General features: G+C 39.9%; 14 protein-coding genes. 3 read left to right on the plus strand and 11 right to left on the minus strand.

The annotated features are described in order from the left end of the window. Window positions 1-74 precede the first annotated feature (74 nt). From F0475_RS08265 to coaW, 3 genes are all read right to left on the minus strand, one after another. Window positions 75-1,856, minus strand: a complete 1,782-nt coding sequence (locus F0475_RS08265; RefSeq protein ID WP_155716271.1) for a fimbrillin family protein — start codon at window positions 1,854-1,856, stop codon at window positions 75-77. Between the two features lie 33 nt (window positions 1,857-1,889). Further along, window positions 1,890-2,111, minus strand: coding sequence for a hypothetical protein (locus tag F0475_RS08270; protein ID WP_155716302.1), 222 nt, complete (start codon window positions 2,109-2,111; stop codon window positions 1,890-1,892). Window positions 2,112-2,611: 500 nt separating this feature from the next. After that, complete coding sequence (gene coaW / locus F0475_RS08275) at window positions 2,612-3,436, minus strand: type II pantothenate kinase (RefSeq protein ID WP_004383252.1); 825 nt, start codon at window positions 3,434-3,436, stop codon at window positions 2,612-2,614. Between the two features lie 175 nt (window positions 3,437-3,611). Here coaW and F0475_RS08280 point away from each other — a divergent pair, with 175 nt between their 5' ends. After that, a complete protein-coding gene (locus F0475_RS08280) occupies window positions 3,612-3,893 on the plus strand; it encodes an HU family DNA-binding protein (RefSeq protein ID WP_004383253.1) in 282 nt (93 codons plus the stop codon). A gap of 356 nt (window positions 3,894-4,249) precedes the next feature. Further along, on the plus strand, window positions 4,250-5,821 hold the full coding sequence (locus F0475_RS08285; RefSeq protein WP_009435081.1) for an Rne/Rng family ribonuclease: 1,572 nt from the start codon (window positions 4,250-4,252) through the stop codon (window positions 5,819-5,821). Window positions 5,822-6,156: 335 nt separating this feature from the next. Here F0475_RS08285 and F0475_RS08290 read toward each other — a convergent pair whose 3' ends face one another. Continuing rightward, window positions 6,157-8,319: an alpha-amylase family glycosyl hydrolase gene (locus F0475_RS08290; RefSeq protein WP_155716272.1), complete on the minus strand. Its 2,163-nt coding sequence runs from the start codon at window positions 8,317-8,319 to the stop codon at window positions 6,157-6,159. 81 nt (window positions 8,320-8,400) lie between these two features. Continuing rightward, window positions 8,401-9,288 (minus strand): ACP S-malonyltransferase, encoded by an 888-nt coding sequence (gene fabD, locus F0475_RS08295; RefSeq protein WP_004383256.1) that lies wholly within the window; start codon window positions 9,286-9,288, stop codon window positions 8,401-8,403. Between the two features lie 461 nt (window positions 9,289-9,749). On the opposite strand from fabD, the gene F0475_RS08300 reads away from it, so the two are divergent. Next, the gene (locus tag F0475_RS08300) at window positions 9,750-11,297 is read left to right on the plus strand and encodes a Gfo/Idh/MocA family protein (RefSeq protein WP_155716273.1); all 1,548 of its coding nucleotides are present in this window, start codon (window positions 9,750-9,752) and stop codon (window positions 11,295-11,297) included. Between the two features lie 85 nt (window positions 11,298-11,382). Here the strand turns inward: F0475_RS08300 and F0475_RS08305 are convergent, their stop codons facing one another. From F0475_RS08305 to F0475_RS08330, 6 genes are all read right to left on the minus strand, one after another. Next, window positions 11,383-12,456, minus strand: coding sequence for an AAA family ATPase (locus tag F0475_RS08305; protein WP_155716274.1), 1,074 nt, complete (start codon window positions 12,454-12,456; stop codon window positions 11,383-11,385). 88 nt (window positions 12,457-12,544) lie between these two features. Then, window positions 12,545-13,072, minus strand: coding sequence for a 50S ribosomal protein L9 (rplI, locus tag F0475_RS08310; protein ID WP_155716275.1), 528 nt, complete (start codon window positions 13,070-13,072; stop codon window positions 12,545-12,547). A gap of 15 nt (window positions 13,073-13,087) precedes the next feature. Beyond that, a complete protein-coding gene (gene rpsR, locus F0475_RS08315) occupies window positions 13,088-13,357 on the minus strand; it encodes a 30S ribosomal protein S18 (RefSeq protein WP_004353605.1) in 270 nt (89 codons plus the stop codon). A 3-nt stretch (window positions 13,358-13,360) separates the two neighbouring features. Further along, window positions 13,361-13,705 (minus strand): 30S ribosomal protein S6, encoded by a 345-nt coding sequence (rpsF, locus tag F0475_RS08320; protein ID WP_004383260.1) that lies wholly within the window; start codon window positions 13,703-13,705, stop codon window positions 13,361-13,363. A gap of 430 nt (window positions 13,706-14,135) precedes the next feature. After that, window positions 14,136-14,843 carry a response regulator transcription factor RprY gene (rprY, locus tag F0475_RS08325; RefSeq protein ID WP_155716276.1) on the minus strand — a complete coding sequence of 236 codons (708 nt, stop codon included), beginning with the start codon at window positions 14,841-14,843 and terminating at the stop codon, window positions 14,136-14,138. Window positions 14,844-14,868: 25 nt separating this feature from the next. Continuing rightward, on the minus strand, window positions 14,869-16,431 hold the full coding sequence (locus F0475_RS08330) for a sensor histidine kinase (RefSeq protein ID WP_155716277.1): 1,563 nt from the start codon (window positions 16,429-16,431) through the stop codon (window positions 14,869-14,871). Between the last annotated feature and the right edge of the window lie 325 nt (window positions 16,432-16,756).

Here is a 16,756-nt window from a genome sequence, read left to right on the forward strand (position 1 = left end):
TCTGTTTGTGATAGCTCCGTGGGCTCGAGACCTTTTCGCCCACGGAGCGTTTGTGAATATTAAGGATTATCGTTTTAATACTTTATAAATGGACGAAGATATATCCCATTCGGGTATGATACTGGATCAAAATTATAAACATAGCCACCTTCTGTTATAATTAGACTCTTACCAGCATAGCCTGTTCTGTTTAATAGTGTACTCGTATAGAAAGCTCTACGTTCCTGTCTCTTTCCACCTACTTGGATAAAAGCTAAATCCACAGTATTTTTATTGGGCGAAGTCCCTGATACTTGTATCATGGGTCTGTCATAAAGAGGAAATGTTCCGAATTGTCCACCACCCCAATTATTAATATGAAGACTTATATTATTTACCCCTGGTCCACCTTTATACATGAGGACATCAGTTAAGCTAGGGAGGAACCATTTCTTTCCGACAAGGCTACCACTTAGAGTTTCTCCAGCTGGTAATGTAGGCGAATACTGAGCTGCCGCATAGAAATAACTATAGCCGTCAATGTTACCCTTTATGGTTACACCATCAGCACTACCAGCTCCTTCCCAAGTGTACTTATATCCGTCATCATTTGGGACATCAGTGTCTGTTCCCAATACAGGAAACTCTATGTAATGGTCATTGATACCAGAATTACTTGCTGGAGGCGTGGTAGTACTAGAAATACTATTAGGATCAACTATATCAAGTGCAGCTGCTAGTTTCTTACTTTGGCTGACAACAACACCAATAGGAATCTTTGTGCCTCCACCGTAAATGGTCTCGGAGAGCAATCCTGTTGTTCCGTCACTCATCAAGTAAAGGAAATTTTTGCGGAGAGTAATATTGATAAGGTAAGAGCCGTTAGGTTCAGTCTTCAATACTGGGCTTAAATTGAAACTGAGATTCTTTCCCGAGAGATTTTCTCCATATATAGTTAAACTTTGCCATGGTTTCACTGTCGCATTCAGCTTAGTAATATTAGCCCCTGGCAGGAGATATTCATAGTTCGACGAAGTAAATCGGAAGCCATCATTATCCTCATGCTTAGTCCATGAACCGGAACCCCAAGAAGGAAAATCCCCTATAAAAGTCTTTGAGCCAGAACCACTCCAACTGTCATTAGCGAGATCATAAGTGGCAGCCGTGGGAATCTCATTATTGTTTACAGCTGATAGTGACAGAGCACCGATATTCGTTCCAAAGCTCCCATCCTTGTAAGCGGTAACTTTTACCCTGACACGTGACACTGCGTGACGCATCACGAATGGTACCTGCTGCTTGTTGGGAGTTGCTGTAATGGTATAGTTATTAACACGACCTAACATGACATACTCTGAAGGATTGGTAATAGTCAGATTGTTACCATTGCGAGTAAAGCTGCCACTACGATACAAAACAAAGTCATAATTACCTGGACTTAGTGAGATGGAATTATTTCCTCCTGAATTAGGAGTAAAGGAACCACCTATAATAGAACCATTTATTTCTCCTTTGAATACACCACCCTGATAAGCGAGCATGGTATAGTTTCCATTTCCAATTGAGCGTGTCTTGGTAGTAGCATCGCCAGATGATTGCTTCTCGGTGTCACGTTGGAGAACAACGTCTGCAACAATCCCGTTATCCATATTTACAAAGTCATGGCTGATTGTATCAGAACTGTTGGATACGGCACGTGTCTTTCCATTTCCTGTAGTAACCTCTTCGTTATAGTCGGCAAATGTTACAGGAAATGTTAGAGACTTAGATATATTGACTGTCCCTTCACCGTTTTCTAGATTCTCATCATTGGAACAGCTTGTAAATACTGAAAGTAAAATGGATAACACCATCCATAAATAATATTTCTTACTCATCTTTATTGTCTATTAAAGTTCTTTTTTATAAAATTATTCTTCATTCCAAGAAGGCTGCTGCTTTGCAGGGGCAAGTCCTGTCCCATCACCAATAATGACACCTCCCTCATGTGTTTGCTCTCCTCCCCAAGGAGCTTCCGATGATGCACCTGTGTTTGGAGTTACAGAAACACAAAAGGGACCTTCTGCGCATATAGGTATAACACTGCATATTGGTTGGCTGTACGCTAATTTCTCCAGTTGTTTTTTCTTCATATTCATTCTCTAATTATATGTGATAAAAATGTGATTAAATTGTTTCTTATTTGAGTTTTAAGATAGATGCAAAAAGATATGAAAAAGCGAACAAAGGAAACTTCTAGAAGTCCTTTGTTTACAGGGTTTGCGGCACGCTTCGCGCGCGCGTACGCGAGAAGAAAAAAATGTGTAATTTACGTCTGCTCTACTAGAGAGAGAGAGAGAGAGAGAGAGAGAGAGAGAGAGAGAGAGAGTATACAAATATTTGGAACTACCAAATTATTTGCTGTCTTTTTCTCGTTTTTAGATGTTAAAGAATCCAACGCAACAACACGGCTTACACCTTTATTATATAAGGCGCAAACGTTAGCTTGATTGAAATTCGTTGTTTGTAACATCATTATTAATTGGGTTAATTCTCACTCAACGGGCGCAAAGGTAAGAAGAAATATTGGAATAATGCAAGAATGAGGGAATAAAATATGGAAATAATAAAGAAAAGGATGTTTTATTAAGACTTATCCACGCTTTAACCCTTGCAATGCTGCACCAATAGCCGTACAATACTCCGAATATTTGGGAATAATAAATCGAACGTCATAAATCTTCTCCATGACAGGAAAGAGTAATTCGCATTGTGGTAACAACGTGAGATTACCTATCAGAACAAAATCACGAATATCACTATTTAAGGAACTTAAGATTGTTGCAGAACCTATTGATTGCAGCACTAAACCTATCAAACCAAGAGCAATATCCTCCCTACTAGCATTTACTTGTGCATTTGCAAACAAAGACGCTGTTGCATCCATAGGCAAACCTGGTAGTGGACTCGTTGATATATCTTTTATCTGAAGATTGATGCGTGAGATGTCTCCTTTCATTGCCAAAGACACAACTTCTTTAACATCATCTGTCTGTAATAACAACCGAGAAAGCCCACTTAAAGTACCGCCTCCAATACCAATACCACCAATGTGACGGATTTCATTGCCATCACAAAGCACTAAAGAGGTTCCTGTACCCATAGAGACAACTATCATCCGTTGAAGTTTCGACTCGAACTGAGCTCCCAAACCATCAGCTAAGAACTCATCAGCCTTTGCTGTCGGAAGTCCATAAACAGGCTTATTAACATAATGAGCGCCAACTCCTGTCAACATCACTTGCTCTACATCTGATAAATCAATCTTATTATCATACAAGTATTTACCAAATGCACCATACAAGGAAGTCACAGGGTCAGTAGCCTTTATACGTAAAGGTTTAACGACCTTCCCTTCTCTAATTCCAACAATCTTCGTTGTTGAAATCCCCACATCAATTCCAATGGCAATCTTCATACACCTTATATAATTAGGTTACAAAGATACAAAAAACTTAAGAGTAGGGAACTATCACAGAGAGTTTTTGCAAAAAAACACTCAAAACATTTCTCTATTAAGCTGAAAATGAGTATCTTTGCAATCCGAAATAATGAGAGAATAAAGAATTAAACATAAAAAGAATAAAAACGAAATGACGAAAGCAGACATTATCAATGAGATTGCAACATCAACTGGTATTGCCAAGAAAGACGTTTCAGCTGTAGTTGAATCATTCATGGATTCAATCAAAGATAGCTTATTGGGGAAGAAAGAGAACGTATATTTACGTGGTTTCGGTAGCTTTATTATTAAGCATCGTGCAGAAAAGACAGCTCGTAACATCTCAAAGAATACGACAATCACAATCCCTGCACATGATTTCCCAAGTTTCAAGCCTGCAAAGACTTTCATTGAAGATATGAAGAATAAGTAAACATAAATATTATAACAATTTAAAACATCAAAGCTATGCCAAACGGAAAAAAGAAAAAGGGACATAAGATGGCTACGCACAAGCGTAAAAAGAGATTAAGAAAGAACAGACATAAGAGTAAGTAAGCCCCATAGGCTGAAAGCACTTATTACGACTTTCAAACATGACGGGGCGTGTCATCGCAATTAATTCCAACCATGGAATGCGACGGCAGGTTCCGCCTTTTTTATTACCTATAAATATCATGTAGTACGATTAGGTGTATTATTTATTACCACAAATCATAACGTATAAAACATTTATAGCTAACTTATACGATTCGATACTATCATGGTGTTTATAACAAGAGAAGATAGATGACAAGCGAAGTAATTATTGATGTCCAACAGAAAGAGATTTCGATAGCACTACTCGAGGATAAGCGTTTGGTTGAATATCAACGTGAACCAAGAGAAGCTAGCTTTTCGGTTGGAAACATCTACGTGGCAAAAGTAAAGAAGCTGATGCCAGGGCTAAACGCCTGCTTTGTAGATGTAGGTTATGAGCGTGACGCCTTTCTTCATTATCTAGACTTAGGGAGTCAATTTAACTCCTACGCCAAATATCTGAAACAGGTTCAGAGCGATCGTAAAAAACTTTATCCCATTCAGAAAGCCAATCACCTCCCTGACATACAAAAAGATGGCACGATACAGAATGCCTTGCAAGTAGGTCAAGAAGTATTGGTACAAATTGTCAAAGAACCCATTTCCACCAAAGGTCCGCGTCTTACAGGCGAAATATCATTCGCTGGTCGCTACCTGGTGCTTATACCTTTTGGGCATAAAGTCAGTGTTTCATCTAAGATTAAGAGCGGCGAAGAACGAGCACGCCTAAAGCAACTCATCCAAAGTATCACTCCAAAGAACTTTGGTGTAATTGTTAGAACAGTAGCTGAAGGCAAGCGTGTTGCGGAACTTGATGCAGAGATGAAAGTCCTTCTGAATCGTTGGAATGAAGCTATCACGAAGGTACAAAAGACACAAGAGCGTCCTCAATTAGTATTTGAGGAGACTGGACGTGCCGTTGCTATGTTACGTGATCTCTTCAACCCAACCTACGAGAACATCTATGTCAATGATGATGACATTTGCACAGCTGTACGCCACTATGTATCTCTAATAGCCCCTGAAAAGGCAAGCATAGTGAAGAAGTACAATGGAAAGGTGCCTATCTTTGACAATTTCGATGTTACAAAGCAAATCAAGTCTAGCTTTGGCAAGACAATCAACTACGGGCATGGTTGTTACCTCATCATCGAACACACAGAGGCTATGCACGTTGTTGATGTAAACAGTGGTAACAGAACCAAGGAGAAAGCACAAGAGCAGAACGCACTTGACACAAACCTTGGAGCTGCCGACGAATTAGCACGTCAACTTCGATTACGTGATATGGGAGGAATCATCGTCGTTGACTTTATAGATATGAATCTTGCTGAAGACAGACAGATGCTTTACGAGCGTATGTGTAAGAATATGCAGAAGGATCGAGCCCGTCACAACATCCTTCCATTAAGTAAGTTCGGCTTAATGCAGATTACTCGCCAACGTGTTCGTCCTGTAATGGATGTTGACGTAGATGAGGACTGCCCCACTTGTTTTGGAACAGGTAAGATTCACTCAAGTATCCTCTTTACTGACCAGTTAGAGCGAAAGATTGATCGCCTTGTCAATAAGGTAGGAGTAAAGAAGTTCTACTTACACGTCCACCCATACGTAGCTGCTTACATTAACAAGGGTTTCATCTCGCTAAAACGTAAGTGGCAAATGAGATACGGATTAGGCGTAAATATTATTCCTTCACAGAAGCTAGCTTATTTGCAATATGAGTTTTATGATGCAAACAAGCAGTTTATTGATATGAAGGAACAGAGCGATAAATCATAAGTCGCTCACAAGTCATTAGATAAGAAAGAAAGGTAAAACAAGTAAGAGGTAAGCACAATCAAAGGGCTTATCTCTTATTTGTTTGTATAAGAGAACGAACTCACAACACACATCTCGTAATTGTTTTCCCCTCGTTCTCTTTTGTTTTTCTATATGCTCTGCATTCTTGTTGTACGTGCGTAATTCTATTATCTAAGCGTGATAATTCATTATCTAAGTCTGATGTACCTCTGACATCTCTTTCTCTCTTTCATAGAAAACCCTCGAAAGTTATTTTGTTTAACTTTCGAGGGTTGATTAACTTGCCACATCTTTATCGTGGCAGTGAGAGCTTTCTATACAACAACCTTAAACCGAATACGGAAGGCATGTTTTGCTTCGTCCCAATTAGTACCTAACAATTCAAAGCGACCTATCTGACTCGTCGATCGGACATGCTTACCAATGCAAGGGCACACATCAAAGTCGCCTATTCGCACAAGTCGTAACATCTCAGAAGCATCATCTGGTAGCTTATCCAAGCTCACTCCTTCAGGAATATGATTCCTATCAACCATTTCGAACGTTACTGGCAAATCCTCTGCTATAAGGCGATTCATCTCATCAACAATAGCCTTCTCCTCCTTACGATTAGGTTTATGATCAAGGATGAATGTCATCTTACTCTTCTTTCGTTCGATATGCACATTATTACTACGCTCCGCCCCAAACATACGAACCATGACTTGGTTCAATAAATGTTCTGCTGTATGAGCCGGTGGGAACTCCTCCTTGTTATGCGTATTCAATACATAGTCCATGGGCTTCTCCTTTACGTTAAACTTATATATCCTACCATAATTTGCCTTGACATCTAAGGCAACCTGTCCATCTCGTTTCAGTTCTACCGTCTTTGTAAAACCTGAAAGCAAATCGGTCATCTCTACTTCCCGCTCTGGTAATCCAAGGAAGTCGTAAGCATGCGCAGGAATGGTAACGTTGATTTGCACACGTTTCTGATCGAAGTTCGCTACAACGAGTAACACTTCATCGTCAGCCTTGCGCAAGAAGACAAATTGTTTGCGAGGGTTGAACTGATAGCTTTGATTATTAACATACATGAGGTCGAATGTCAATCCTTCACGTACTGCCTTCTCGCGATTGCAGAAGCGAAGCAGACCTTGATAGACCAATGATAACCTCTTCTCATCTGTTGTAAGTTCCTCTTGATTGAAGAAGCCTTTATAAATAGCTTCACTCGTCCAATAGTCGAAGATAGTCGAACGACCATCACGTCCCGAGAAGCCCTCTTTATCCATACCCCGCTCGCCAAACTCTTGCCCTGCATAAACCATAACTGGATTTTGCTGAAGCAATGCGGAAACAATCATGCCCGGCACTCCTTTCCACGGGTTACCAGCAAAGAAGTCGGAGGCAATGCGCTGCTCATCATGATTCTCTAGGAAGTAAAGCATGTGGTCGCGTATATCGTCAACTTGCTGCCACTCGTGCGTGATAGAAGAAGCCGGACGCTCGTCACAGATGACACCACGTATGCAATCATACATACCCACCTTATCATATAAGTAATCAAAGCCTGACTCAACATACATACGATACTGGTTCGGATCATATACCTCTCCGATGAATATCACGTCTGGATAACGCTCCTTAACCTGTTGTGTGGCGTATGACCAGAATTCGTGAGGTACCATCTCCGCCATATCACAACGGAAACCATCAATCCCTTTAGCTGCCCAGAAGAGGAGTATTTCAGTCATCTTCTTCCAAGTAGAAGGAATGGGATGATAATGATAACTACGCCCACCAGCATCACAATAGTCTACTCCATAATTGAGTTTCACCGTCTCATACCAATCATTCTGCTGTGGATGCGAATCGAAGCGATCGTTACCCGTGCACTTGGCTGGATATTCATGGTAAGGCTCCGCTCCGTTTGCATATTCATTCTCGGCTACCCCAGACAGGTCGAGTGCTTCACCCGGACAGTAATAGAAGTTGTTTTGTGAATCAAAATGCTTCCCTAAGTCATCGTCTTCTCCTAAATCGCTCACTCCTTGCGGCTTTGCTATACTCTTATATTGGCGTGCAACATGGTTAGGCACGAAGTCGATGATCATTTTCAGTCCTTCGTCATGTGTTCTACTAATAAGAGCCTCGAACTCTGCCATGCGCTCATCAACATTAACCGCAATATCAGGGTCAATATCATAATAATCAGTAATGGCGTATGGGGAACCAGCGCGTCCTTTTACAACTCGTGGGTTCTGACAAGGAATACCGAAGGAAGAATAATCAGTACACGTTGCATGACGGATAACACCAGTATACCAAAGATGAGTGACACCGAAGTCATGAATGCGACGAAGTACCGACTCGTCGAAGTCATTCATCTTCCCTACCCCATTCTCTGCTAATGTACCGTTCTCCTTTCTCGTAAGGTTCTTATTACCGAAAGTACGAGTGAAGACTTGATAGATAACTAATTTAGTTTTCATACAATGGATAAACAAAAGTCCCTCTTCCGTATCACTCCTAAAGCAAGGAGGGGTTAAGAAGAGGGACTATTAGCTATAGTATTAAGCTATGCCGTGAGCATTAACATTTCTGTCAATACGTCCAAGCATACCCTGCAATGCTTTACCTGGTCCACACTCGATGAACTCATCAGCACCATCAGCAATCATGTTCTGGGCACTCTTCGTCCAACGTACACTTGAGGTGAGCTGAGCAATTAAATTCTTCTGAATCTCGGCTGGGTCGGTATGTGGCAATGCATCTACATTCTGATAAACAGGGCACTTTGGAGCATTGAATTTAGTTGCCTCTATAGCTGCCTGTAATTCGTCTTTAGCTGGCTGCATCAATGGAGAGTGGAAAGCACCACCAACCTTCAATGGTAATGCGCGCTTAGCACCTGCTTCCTTTAACAACTCGCATGCCTCGTTGATAGCGTCAACAGAACCTGAAATAACTAACTGACCAGGGCAGTTAAAGTTGGCTGCTACACAAACCTTACCTTCCTTTGATACTTGAGCACAAATCTCTTCAACCTTCTCGTCTGGCAAGCCTATAATTGCAGCCATAGTACCAGGGTTCTGCTCACATGCCTTCTGCATTGCGTTAGCACGAGCAGCAACCAACTTCAAACCATCCTCGAAACTTAATGCACCCGCAGCAACAAGAGCAGAGAACTCACCCAATGAATGACCCGCTACCATATCTGGCTTAAACTCGTCACCTAAGCAAAGGGCAGAGATTACACTATGAAGGAATACTGCTGGTTGAGTTACCTTCGTTTCCTTTAGTTGGTCATCAGTGCCTGCAAACATAATATCGGTGATCTTGAAACCAAGAATCTCATCTGCCTTATCGAATAATTCTTTTGCCAATGGGCTGTTCTCGTAAAGGTCCTTACCCATCCCAACAAACTGAGATCCCTGTCCAGGGAATACAAATGCTTTCATCTTATTTTATGCTTTAATTGTTAATACTTTCTGAGTGCAAAGATACAGAAAATTAAATAGATAATGAAGAATTACGCTCTAAAAGCAAAACTTATATCTTAAATAGCTATGCACAGAAGATGATACCCACATAAAACAATATGTATAACTATTGAAAGATGTAGTAATTTAGAGGATATCGAACCCTAACTTAAAGTAGGATTGACGTTTAACTTAAAGTACAAGCGACCTTTAACTTAAAGTACAAGCAACCTTTAACTTAAAGTACAAATGGCGATTAACTTAAAGTTTCATACGATAAGAATTGGAACGAAGTTGAGCGTTGAACTTTCCATATCAACATCAACCAAAAACATCTGACAAATTAATCTTTAAAGTATTCCCGTTTTACGCTAATATTCACTATCTTTGCCCTACAATTATAATTAAAAACCAATAATCAATAAATAAAAAACCAAACTATGAGAATTAAAAAGACCTTTGCAGCAATACTCATTGCAGGCAGTTTCTTATTACCAACGAATGCTTTAGCACAATTCAATTGGCCTTACAAGATTGTTAACGGAAAGGCTGTCACAGAGGTTCCTACCCGTCCTGCTGGTGAGCAAAGTGTTTTGAACCTTGCAACACCAAAGATGAAGGTTGTACGTGTAGCCTTCGTTGGACTTGGTATGCGCGGTCCAGGTGCCGTTGAACGATGGACGCATATCCCTGGAATACAAGTTATGGCGTTGTGTGACTTTGAGAAGGATCGTGCAGAAAGGTGTCAGCAATATTTACGTAAGGCTAGCATGCCTGCTGCGGATATTTATTCGGGCGAAGATGGTTACAAAGAATTGTGTAAGCGCAAAGATATAGACCTTGTTTATATTGCACCTGATTGGAAACATCACTTCCTGGTTGCAAAAGAAGCAATGACACATGGTAAGCACGTTGCAATAGAAGTTCCTGCAGCGATGAATATGTCAGAGATATGGCAACTCATCGAATTATCTGAGAAGAATCGACTACATTGTATGATGCTCGAGAACTGCTGCTATGACTTCTTTGAGTTGAACTCTTTAAACATGGCTCAAAAGGGTATCTTCGGTGAGATTCTATATGTACAAGGAGCTTATCGCCACGACCTAACTCCGTTCTGGAATGCTTATTGGAAGAAGGATAAAGAAGATAAATTAGGCTGGAGATTGGATTACAACCAGAAGTTCCGTGGTGATATATATGCTACTCACGGCTTAGGTCCTATTGCACAAGTGTTGGACATTCACCGTGGCGATCGTATGAAGACACTTATCGCAATGGATACAAAGTCTGTTAATGGTAAGATGCACGTTGAACAAATGAGCGGTGAGCCTTGTAAGGAGTTCCGCAATGGTGATCAAACCACAACGCTGATTAGCACAGAGAATGGAAAGGTAATCGAGATTATTCATAACGTAATGACTCCACAGCCTTACAATCGTATGTATCAGTTAACCGGAACAAAGGGTTTCGCTAATAAATATCCAGTTGAAGGCTATGCTCTATCATCTCAAGAACTTGTAAAAGCAGGTGTAACCCCTTCTGCAGATGACTTATCTGGTCACAGCTACTTATCAGGCAAGGATAGAGAAGCTTTGGAGAAGGCGAACGAAAGCCCTATCATCACAAAGTATGAGAAACAAGCGAAGGAAGTTGGTGGTCATGGCGGAATGGACTTCATCATGGATTCACGTCTAGTTTATTGCTTACAGAACGGCTTGCCATTGGATATTGATGTGTACGACTTAGCAGAATGGTGCTGTCTAGCCGAGTTAGGTTCTATCTCTATGGATAATGGTAATATCCCTGTGGAAGTACCTGACTTTACACGTGGTGAATGGAATAAGATTAAGGGCTTCCGTCATGCTTACGCATCTCCTGCTGACGAGGCACAAACTAATGCTGATGCCATTGCCTTTACGAACCAACTAAAAGAAAAGGGTAAGAAATATTGGGAAAAGGTTGATAAAGCAGCAAAGAAGAAATAAGGTTTAGACCTTTGATATACTGAAAAGGTGCCACAACTGATCATACAGTTACGGCACCTTTTTAAGTTATGCTCAACTTAACCTCTTACTTTCTCAAGGCTAAGTTGTAATTGTAATATTCTGTCTTACCCGTAATATCTTCTACAACCTCGATAAAGGGAGGGAAGTTGACATCCTCATGGTCAACAATGCCCTTCGTCTCAAGTATCTGAAGATTGCGCATTGGAGATAAATAGGTATCAAGCTCAAAGAATTGACCACGCCATATAAACGTTTTACGAATCTTATGGATTGATTGACGATAAGGGTCGGCTTGACGCATTAATGACTCATAGAGGTTATTATCAATCTGTCGCTCAGTAACTACCTGTGCATTATTTGCTAAGGTCTTTTTCGTTGTACGAACATTAACAGAAACGCCGTTCAATGTACGACGACGAAGACGAACCTCACTACGTGGGTCGGAGGTGAGATAAGTTTGAATGATCTCACTTTCTATAGAATCAGGAATATCCTCTGTAAGACGCACGATATATTTACGTTCTTCTACTATCTGCTGCGGAATCTCAAGTACATTCGATATCTCTTGAATAACACGATTGATCTTTGTATCAAAGTTCTCGTGGTTATTAATTACACGTAGATGAGGATGCTCTGACCAGGCTTGAATGACTTTCTTGTCAAGTTCACGTGCAAGCTCCAATCCTTCGGTACGCTCCGCATTGTTAGCCGTCGTATAGAATTGTTCTGCACCATCAGCAGCACTGACAAGGTGAAGTACCGCATCATATCTAGCACGTAACTTCTCCGAACAGGTTCCAACGCCAGCCGTAATCTCATTCCACATTTCTGGTTTCATATAAGCAGAAATATCCATCGTTCCACGATCACAAACAATGATGGTTGGAGTAGTAATTGTTTCGGCCATCCGTGTAAACTTATCCTCCAAAGCAAGCTGCATTTCTAGTGTCGCCTTCTCTCCTTCATAAAAGAAAGCGTGATTATCCGTAAGGTAATCCATACCTGCTTGGCTAAAGAGTGTTGGCACTTCAGGAATAATAAACACCTTGTAACCGAGACTGGAGAAATGCTCGATAATCTTGACAAGTGCTGTCGTTTTTCCGGCACAAGGTCCGCCGGTAAGTACTATTCGTTTCATAATAAACTAATAAATCCCTTCCACCCGGAAGTGAAAGGGACTATTATCTAACATTACTGCTTTACAGTGCAAAATGTCATTTGTTGAATTACTCAGCTGCTGGAGCTTCCTCCTCTGCAACAGGTGCCTCTGCAGGCTGCTCTACTGGAGCCTCCTCAACAGCAGGTGCTGGCTGGTTCTCTGCAACAACAGTTACAGGAATCTTAACCTCAACCTCCTTGTGGAAGTGTACAGTAGCTTCAGAAGTACCAACCTTCTTCATATCGTGCATTGTAACGATCTTGCGATCAATCTCAATACCACGCTTTGCAAGCTCTTCAACTACAATTGCTGCGTTAACAGAACCGTAAGTTACACCAGTAGCTGATACCTTTGTTTCAATAACAAGTTCTACACCATCCAACTGTGATGCCTTCTTCTCTGCCTCAGCCTTAAGAGCTGCAAGCTTAGATGCCTGCTGCTTTAAGTTCTCTGCCAACTGCTTCTTAGCTGAAGGAGATGCGATAACACCTTTACCTGTTGGAATGAGATAGTTACGACCATAGCCGTTCTTTACATTAACGATATCGTTCTTGTATCCAAGACCGATAATATCTTCTTTTAATATAATCTCCATCTATTGACCTCCTTTTTACTTCATCAAATCGGTTACGTATGGAAGTAATGCAATCTGACGAGCACGCTTAACAGCCTGTGCCACACGACGTTGATACTTCAATGAAGTACCTGTGATACGACGAGGAAGGATCTTACCCTGCTCGTTAAGGAACTTCTTCAAGAACTCACCATCTTTATAATCGATGTACTTAATACCGCTCTTCTTGAAACGGCAATACTTCTTCTTCTTTGTATCAATAGAAGGAGCGGTCAAATAACGAATCTCTGATTTCTGCTCTGCCATGATTTAAGCCTCCTTTTTAGCTGCCCATTTAGCACGACGCTTCTCAGCATAAGCTGCAGAGTACTTGTCCTGCTTAACGGTAATGTAACGAATAACCTTCTCGTCACGACGGAAGCCGGTTTCGAGAGTGTTAATAACTGATGGTTCTGCATTGAACTCTAACAATGCGTAGAAGCCTGATGACTTCTTCTGAATGTTGTAAGCCAACTTCTTCAGACCCCAGATCTCTTCGTTCAAGATCTCAGCACCATTATCAGTGAGCAGTGTCTTGAATTTAGCGACCGCTTCCTTCATCTGTTCGTCAGATAAAACGGGAGTCAAAATGAAAACGGTTTCGTATTGATTCATACTACTTAATTATATAAAATGAATTAAAAATGCACCTTGCATACGCAAATGCGACGCAAAATTACAACTTTTCGTGCAATTGACCAAATAATTTTAGTACTTTTGCTCATCGTATAGTACAATTACACGTTCAGTATGAGAAGATATATCAAATATTTAGGTCTTATTGCTATAGTTGTTGGCATTATCTTATTTGCAATACATGTTATTATTTCCTTCCAACGGAATACCCTCTTATTCTCAGGTTTGATATTAATCATTGGTGGAACTATTGCATTTATAAAAGGTAATAAACTTGATTTACCTTGAATTTAAACAACTAGTTAGATAACAAAGAGTAAAGCCCAATAGGACTTCATATTATGAAGATTCCTATTGGGCTTTTACTTACTCTTATTTAAATAGTTAATGTGTCATTAACCTTTAGTTTTTAATCCTCATCAGGTACAATAAGCTTATAACCTTTACCATGGATATTAATAATCTCAATCTGAGTATCAGGCTTCAAATGCTTACGGAGCTTTGTGATATACACATCCATTGAACGAGCATTGAAGTAATTATCATCAATCCAAATGGTCTTTAAGGCATAATCACGCTGGAGAATCTCATTAGAATGAGCACACAACAAAGCTAGCAATTCATTTTCCTTCGTTGTAAGCTTCGTCGTCTTCTCAGGGTCATTATCTAATGTCAATAATTGCTTCTGTGTATCGAAAGTAAACCGACCAATATTATACATAGTAGATTCTTTCGTCTTCTTCCCTCTTACTCGACGAAGGATTGCTTCAATACGGAAAACAAGTTCTTCCATAGAGAAAGGTTTGGTGATATAGTCATCTGCACCAATCTTGAAGCCCTCAAGTATATCTTCTTTCAGTTGTTTTGCTGTAAGGAAGATAATTGGAATTTCCGCATTTGCTTGACGAATCTCTTGTGCCAATGTAAATCCATCTTTCTTTGGCATCATCACATCAAGTACACAAATATCATACTTATTCTTTAAGAAAGCCTTATAGCCTACTTCACCATCTGGGCAAAGGTCAGCTTGAAAGCCTTTTGCCTGTAAGTATTCACTCAATAGTGTTCCGAGGTTCTCATCATCTTCACACAATAAAATCTTTAACTTATCATCCATAATCTATAACTTTTAATGTTTATTCTTATACTTCTTCTTCTATTTCTTCATCACGAATCACGGGAAGTTTTATAATAAACTTAGTTCCCTTACCAAACTCGCTTAACACTTTAATTTCGCCACCATGTAAATCAACCATTCTCTTTACATAGGCTAAACCTAAACCGAATCCTTTTACATCATGTCTATTACCTGTATGTACACGATAGAACTTATCAAAGATCTTCTTTAAGTTTTCTTTCTTTATTCCCATACCTGTGTCACGCACAGAAAGATAAAGATGTTCATTCGTATTCCATGTCTTCAAATAGACATTTAATGGTTCGTCTGGCTTTGCATACTTGACAGCATTATCCAAGAGATTAAATATCACATTCTGGAAGTGCATTTCATCAACATACATAGTTGAATCAACAGCTTCAATCTCCGTATAGACTTTACCACCTGTATGTTCTACTCGCAGTGCGAAAGAGTGTGCAATAGTTTCAACCATCTCGTTTAAGTCTGTATATTTTTTCTTCAACACAGCCTTCTTCCTATCGTACATACTCATCTGCAATACTTTCTCAACTAAGAAACGAAGTCGCTTAGCCTCATCGTTGATTACACCTCCCAAGTGTTCTACCATCTTCGGAGACTTTTCCAGACTCTTGTCATTCATCATCTGTGCTGCCAAAGAGATACTTGCAATAGGAGTCTTCAACTCATGTGTCATATTATTGATAAAGTCGTTCTTTATCTCGCTATAACGCTTCTGACGGAAGATTGTCACAATAGTGAAGATAAAAGTTACCAACAACACAAACGTGAAGATGATTGAAGGTATCATAAAGCGAATACTAGAGAAGATGTAATTATTCATCTCAGGGAAGTGTACCTTCACAACTCCCATTCTACTCACTGGGTCATTACGGAATAACACCTGTGAGTAAGTATTCTCTTCCCCATCCGATACATAATCTGGACAACGATAGACTTCACGACCATCTTGCGTTGTAACAGTAAAATGATAGGGGATGTTAATACCATTATTCATCATCTCCGCCTTTAAATCTTGGTCTAACAATTTAAAGTTAATACGTTGTTTTAGAGGCTTATCTGATGCTGAATAAAGTATATTATAAACCACCTCTTCAAGCATTGCTTTCTGATAGACATAACGATTACGAACAATCTCTTGCATGTTACGTTTTGTTGCAGAAAGCGAACTACTATCATTACGGAGAATCATTGCCTTAGGGGTCAATGATGGCTTCGATTGTAATAACTTCGCTTCAAAAGATGTATATGCATCGCCTTGACTATCTACTGCTGGAGTTTGATGTGTTGCAACGGAATTATCCTTTGAAGTTGAACGTTGTTCCGCCTGCTTACGCTCTTTCTTATTTACATCATCTTCTAAATAACGAAGGGTCTCATTCAATTCCATATTCCGAGAAGCCTGATAAAGAGCACGATTGACTGATTCGTCAAACTGTTCTTTCTTCATCTCAGCCATTTCTTCAATGTAATTGAGTTGGAGTAGAAGTAAGCCTAGGAATGATAATCCCATGATTACTGCAATAATCCAAATTGTCTTCTTCTTCATTATTATTACTTCTATTCGTGTAGGCTACGACTTCTGAATGAGATTAGGACTATAGCTCTACTACGATGTTCACGATTGCAAAGATAATATTTTATTAATCCATTAACACAAAAACGTTAACAAATAGAATATGATTTAAATTAATTAACGAATTATTATACTTAGGATTAATTATTATCAATTATATCGCAAGTAAATTAGCACAAGAATGACTAAAGAAAAGTCCAATGGGCAGACTCTAAATTGAACCTGCAAAATCGTAATGAATAACGAAACTTCTTTGATTTATTGAGGAAAGACAAAAAGACCTATAAACCCATGTAAG

The sequence above is a fragment of the Prevotella vespertina genome, from assembly GCF_009728485.1.
Lineage (GTDB): Bacteria > Bacteroidota > Bacteroidia > Bacteroidales > Bacteroidaceae > Prevotella > Prevotella vespertina.

What these genes read in the sequence shown, in the direction of transcription:
- F0475_RS08265 (WP_155716271.1), bottom strand. Translation starts at nt 1,856, where the DNA reads ATGAGTAAGAAATATTATTTATGGATGGTGTTATCCATTTTACTTTCA.
- F0475_RS08270 (WP_155716302.1), bottom strand. Translation starts at nt 2,111, where the DNA reads ATGAAGAAAAAACAACTGGAGAAATTAGCGTACAGCCAACCAATATGC.
- coaW (WP_004383252.1), bottom strand. Translation starts at nt 3,436, where the DNA reads ATGAAGATTGCCATTGGAATTGATGTGGGGATTTCAACAACGAAGATT.
- F0475_RS08280 (WP_004383253.1), top strand. Translation starts at nt 3,612, where the DNA reads ATGACGAAAGCAGACATTATCAATGAGATTGCAACATCAACTGGTATT.
- F0475_RS08285 (WP_009435081.1), top strand. Translation starts at nt 4,250, where the DNA reads ATGACAAGCGAAGTAATTATTGATGTCCAACAGAAAGAGATTTCGATA.
- F0475_RS08290 (WP_155716272.1), bottom strand. Translation starts at nt 8,319, where the DNA reads ATGAAAACTAAATTAGTTATCTATCAAGTCTTCACTCGTACTTTCGGT.
- fabD (WP_004383256.1), bottom strand. Translation starts at nt 9,288, where the DNA reads ATGAAAGCATTTGTATTCCCTGGACAGGGATCTCAGTTTGTTGGGATG.
- F0475_RS08300 (WP_155716273.1), top strand. Translation starts at nt 9,750, where the DNA reads ATGAGAATTAAAAAGACCTTTGCAGCAATACTCATTGCAGGCAGTTTC.
- F0475_RS08305 (WP_155716274.1), bottom strand. Translation starts at nt 12,456, where the DNA reads ATGAAACGAATAGTACTTACCGGCGGACCTTGTGCCGGAAAAACGACA.
- rplI (WP_155716275.1), bottom strand. Translation starts at nt 13,072, where the DNA reads ATGGAGATTATATTAAAAGAAGATATTATCGGTCTTGGATACAAGAAC.
- rpsR (WP_004353605.1), bottom strand. Translation starts at nt 13,357, where the DNA reads ATGGCAGAGCAGAAATCAGAGATTCGTTATTTGACCGCTCCTTCTATT.
- rpsF (WP_004383260.1), bottom strand. Translation starts at nt 13,705, where the DNA reads ATGAATCAATACGAAACCGTTTTCATTTTGACTCCCGTTTTATCTGAC.
- rprY (WP_155716276.1), bottom strand. Translation starts at nt 14,843, where the DNA reads ATGGATGATAAGTTAAAGATTTTATTGTGTGAAGATGATGAGAACCTC.
- F0475_RS08330 (WP_155716277.1), bottom strand. Translation starts at nt 16,431, where the DNA reads ATGAAGAAGAAGACAATTTGGATTATTGCAGTAATCATGGGATTATCA.